The following is a 3,024-nucleotide window of genomic DNA, read 5'->3' as shown; positions in this document are numbered from 1 at the left end:
AATAAGAACTTTCTTAAACGTTCAGTTCTAAAAAAAGCGATGGAAAAAATACATGGCACATTCATTGAAGAATTATTACGCAAACATAAGTTATTATAAAAGTGGTTCTGTTGCAAAGTAACTTTTAAAAGGCATACTATTAAATTAACTAAAACAAGGAGGTTTTATCAATGAAAGCAGCAGTTTGGTATGGTCAAAAGGATGTACGAGTTGAAGATCGAAAATCTAAAGAGTTACAAGATAATGAGGTTAAAGTTAAAGTGTCTTGGGCTGGCATTTGTGGTACAGATTTACATGAATACTTAGAAGGCCCTATATTTATTTCAACAGACAAACCTGACCCGTTCCTTGGCCAAAAAGCGCCCGTTACATTAGGCCACGAATTTGCAGGTGTAGTAGATGATATTGGTTCTAAGGTTACAAAATTTAATAAAGGCGATCGTGTTGTCATTAATCCTACAGTTTCAAATCGTGAAAAAGAAGAAAATATTGATCTTTATGATGGTTATTCATTTATAGGCTTAGGTTCTGATGGTGGATTTGCAGAACTTACAAACGTCCCAGAAGAGAATGTTTATAAATTGCCAGATAACGTTTCTGATAAAGAAGGAGCCCTTGTAGAACCGATGGCTGTTGCAGTTCAAGCAATTAAAGAAGGTGAAGTTCTATTTGGCGATACTGTTGCTATTTTTGGTGCAGGTCCAATCGGTTTATTAACAGTCATAGCAGCTAAAGCTGCAGGTGCAAGTAAGATATTTGTTTTTGATTTATCAGAAGAAAGATTGAATAAAGCTAAAGCGATTGGTGCTACTCATACTATAAATTCTGGTGAATCAGATCCAAGTGATGTTATTAATAAACATACAGATAATGGAGTTGATGTAGCATTTGAAGTAGCTGGTGTAGCACCAACACTTAAATCTGCTATAGACGTTACTAAAGCAAGAGGTACTGTCGTTATAGTGTCTATATTTGGTCATCCTATTGAATGGAATCCAATGCAATTAACAAATACAGGTGTAAAGCTCACTTCGACAATTGCTTATACACCTACTACATTTCAACAAACAATAGATTTAATTAAAGAAGGTAATTTAAAAGTTAAAGATGTCGTTACTGATGAGATAGAGTTAGATGATATTGTGGAGTCAGGATTTAAACAACTTGTAAACGATAAATCACAAGCAAAAATTCTCGTTAAGTTATAAAAGCTAATAAAAGAGCCAATCTAAATCAGAGTGGCTCTTTTATTAGCTAAAATATAGTTTTATTTAGTCAAGTGATTTTTAAATTTTTATAATTTGTTAATCTAAGCATTCTTAATGAACTTATTATTTAATAATTGTATTATTAAATACAAAATCAGGTTCAGCACCTAAAATGATAAGAAATATTTGTGAGTAGTCCACATTTTGGAATTTTAACATCATATCTTTAAAAAACACAAAATCACTATCTTTTTTAACTTTTGCTACTTCTTGTTCATATAATTTTAAAACAGATTCTCTTATTAAAATTGGTCTCTCATTTTGAATATTTTCACGGTTATCTGAAAACATAAGTGCTCCTAAATATTTATAATGGATACTTAATTGTCTTGTCAAACTAGCTATATATTCTAACTTTTCATACATACTAGGAAATTCGTTTCTTAGTTTTTTCAAATCTAACTTAATTTGGTTTAATTCTTCCATTTCATTAATCATTTTATCACTACTCCAATTCCCATGGCTTATTGATATCAAGAGAGTCAATTATATTTTTAGTTTGTGATCTTTTAATTTTTCGCATTTTAGCTCTTGCTTCGCCATCCATAAATAATAATTTTTCTTCTTTGGACTGAGGAGAGATTTTGGGTATTTTAATTGGTTTTTTCTTTTCATCCAAAGCTACAAAAGTAAGAAAAGCTACAGCAGCAATTTTTCTTTCTGCAGTAATCATATCTTCTGAAATGACTTTACAAAATATTTCCATAGATTTTTCTCCTGTATAAACTACATAAGATTCTATACAAACTGAATCAGATTGGGTGATTGGATATAAAAATTCTACTGAATCTGTAGAAGCTGTAACACATTCTTTAACTCTTGCATGTCTTCTAGCTGATAGTGTGGCGTTATTATCAATTTTTTTCATTAACACCCCCCCAAATAGTGTATTATAATTGTTTAAATCATTAATTAATACTTGGTCCGTACTGACAATTTTACTATCACTAGGAAATTTATAATTTTCCATAAAAAACTCCCGTTTCTATAATGTTTTACGTTCTAATTATAGAGCGAGAGTGTATAAATATAAAATATCCTTTTTTTATATAGCTATAAATTTCTCAAATGCTTTTATATTTAATAGTTAATTAAGAATTTTTCTTGGAGAAATTTAATCCAATTTTTTGTTAAAGAATCAACTATAATATCTTTTCTCCAAATAATAGTAAGTTCCCATTTCATGGAAGGTTTATTAATATCGATGACTTGTAAATTATTATCTAATAAGTCTAGTATTCCTTCGGGTAATATACATATCCCTAGATTATTTAATAATATTTCTTCTGTGAAGCTCCATTGAGTGGTTTTAAAAATCATATTAGGATTAAAGCCATAATTTCTACATGTATTTTTGATTTTATGGTTTAAATAGAAATCAGAATTAAATAAAATAAATTCTTGTTCTTCTAAATCTTTAATATCAATCGTTGTTTTTTAGATAATTCATGATTTTTTATGAACGACCAATTTTAATTTTTCTTCTAAAAAAGAGAATTTATTAAAGTTTTTATTATTTCTTCACGTTACCAGTTGTTTAAACTAATTATTTTTTATTATTCTGTATACCGTTGAACGACTTACACCAGTTTGCTTAGCAATTTCTTCTCCTGTAAGTTTTTGTTCATCGTATAGAAACTTAATTTCTCTTTTCTTATGGTCAGGTAATGAAGGCCTCCCGCCTTTTCGCCCTCTTGCTCGTGCTGCTTCTAATCCTTTTTTCGTACGTTCACTTAATAAGTTAGCTTCAAGTTCA

At 29.5% G+C, this 3,024-nt stretch carries 5 protein-coding genes; 1 reads left to right on the top strand and 4 read right to left on the bottom strand.

The features are described from left to right. Nucleotides 1-170: 170 nt before the first annotated feature. Nucleotides 171-1,208: a 2,3-butanediol dehydrogenase gene (locus tag ACTHUW_RS12635; protein ID WP_442213531.1), complete on the top strand. Its 1,038-nt coding sequence runs from the start codon at nt 171-173 to the stop codon at nt 1,206-1,208. Between the two features lie 123 nt (nt 1,209-1,331). Here ACTHUW_RS12635 and ACTHUW_RS12630 read toward each other — a convergent pair whose 3' ends face one another. From ACTHUW_RS12630 to ACTHUW_RS12615, 4 genes are all read right to left on the bottom strand, one after another. After that, complete coding sequence (locus ACTHUW_RS12630; protein ID WP_002512561.1) at nt 1,332-1,706, bottom strand: hypothetical protein; 375 nt, start codon at nt 1,704-1,706, stop codon at nt 1,332-1,334. Nucleotides 1,707-1,713: 7 nt separating this feature from the next. Next, entirely contained in the window at nt 1,714-2,238 is a 525-nt protein-coding gene (locus ACTHUW_RS12625; protein ID WP_002508681.1) for an acyl-CoA thioesterase, read from the bottom strand. Nucleotides 2,239-2,348: 110 nt separating this feature from the next. Beyond that, nucleotides 2,349-2,690 carry a LysR substrate-binding domain-containing protein gene (locus tag ACTHUW_RS12620; RefSeq protein ID WP_256092565.1) on the bottom strand — a complete coding sequence of 114 codons (342 nt, stop codon included), beginning with the start codon at nt 2,688-2,690 and terminating at the stop codon, nt 2,349-2,351. Nucleotides 2,691-2,810: 120 nt separating this feature from the next. Then, nucleotides 2,811-3,024 (bottom strand): HTH domain-containing protein (locus tag ACTHUW_RS12615; RefSeq protein ID WP_442213528.1); only part of this gene is annotated, 214 nt, incomplete at its 5' end.

Source organism: Senegalia sp. (in: firmicutes) (assembly GCF_052088025.1).
In the GTDB taxonomy this organism is placed as follows: domain Bacteria; phylum Bacillota; class Clostridia; order Tissierellales; family SIT17; genus Anaeromonas.
This window is presented reverse-complemented; position numbering and strand designations above follow the sequence as displayed.

Excerpts from the sequence above, each read along its gene's own strand:
- ACTHUW_RS12635 (WP_442213531.1), top strand. The coding sequence starts at position 171 with ATGAAAGCAGCAGTTTGGTATGGTCAAAAGGATGTACGAGTTGAAGAT.
- ACTHUW_RS12630 (WP_002512561.1), bottom strand. The coding sequence starts at position 1,706 with ATGATTAATGAAATGGAAGAATTAAACCAAATTAAGTTAGATTTGAAA.
- ACTHUW_RS12625 (WP_002508681.1), bottom strand. The coding sequence starts at position 2,238 with ATGGAAAATTATAAATTTCCTAGTGATAGTAAAATTGTCAGTACGGAC.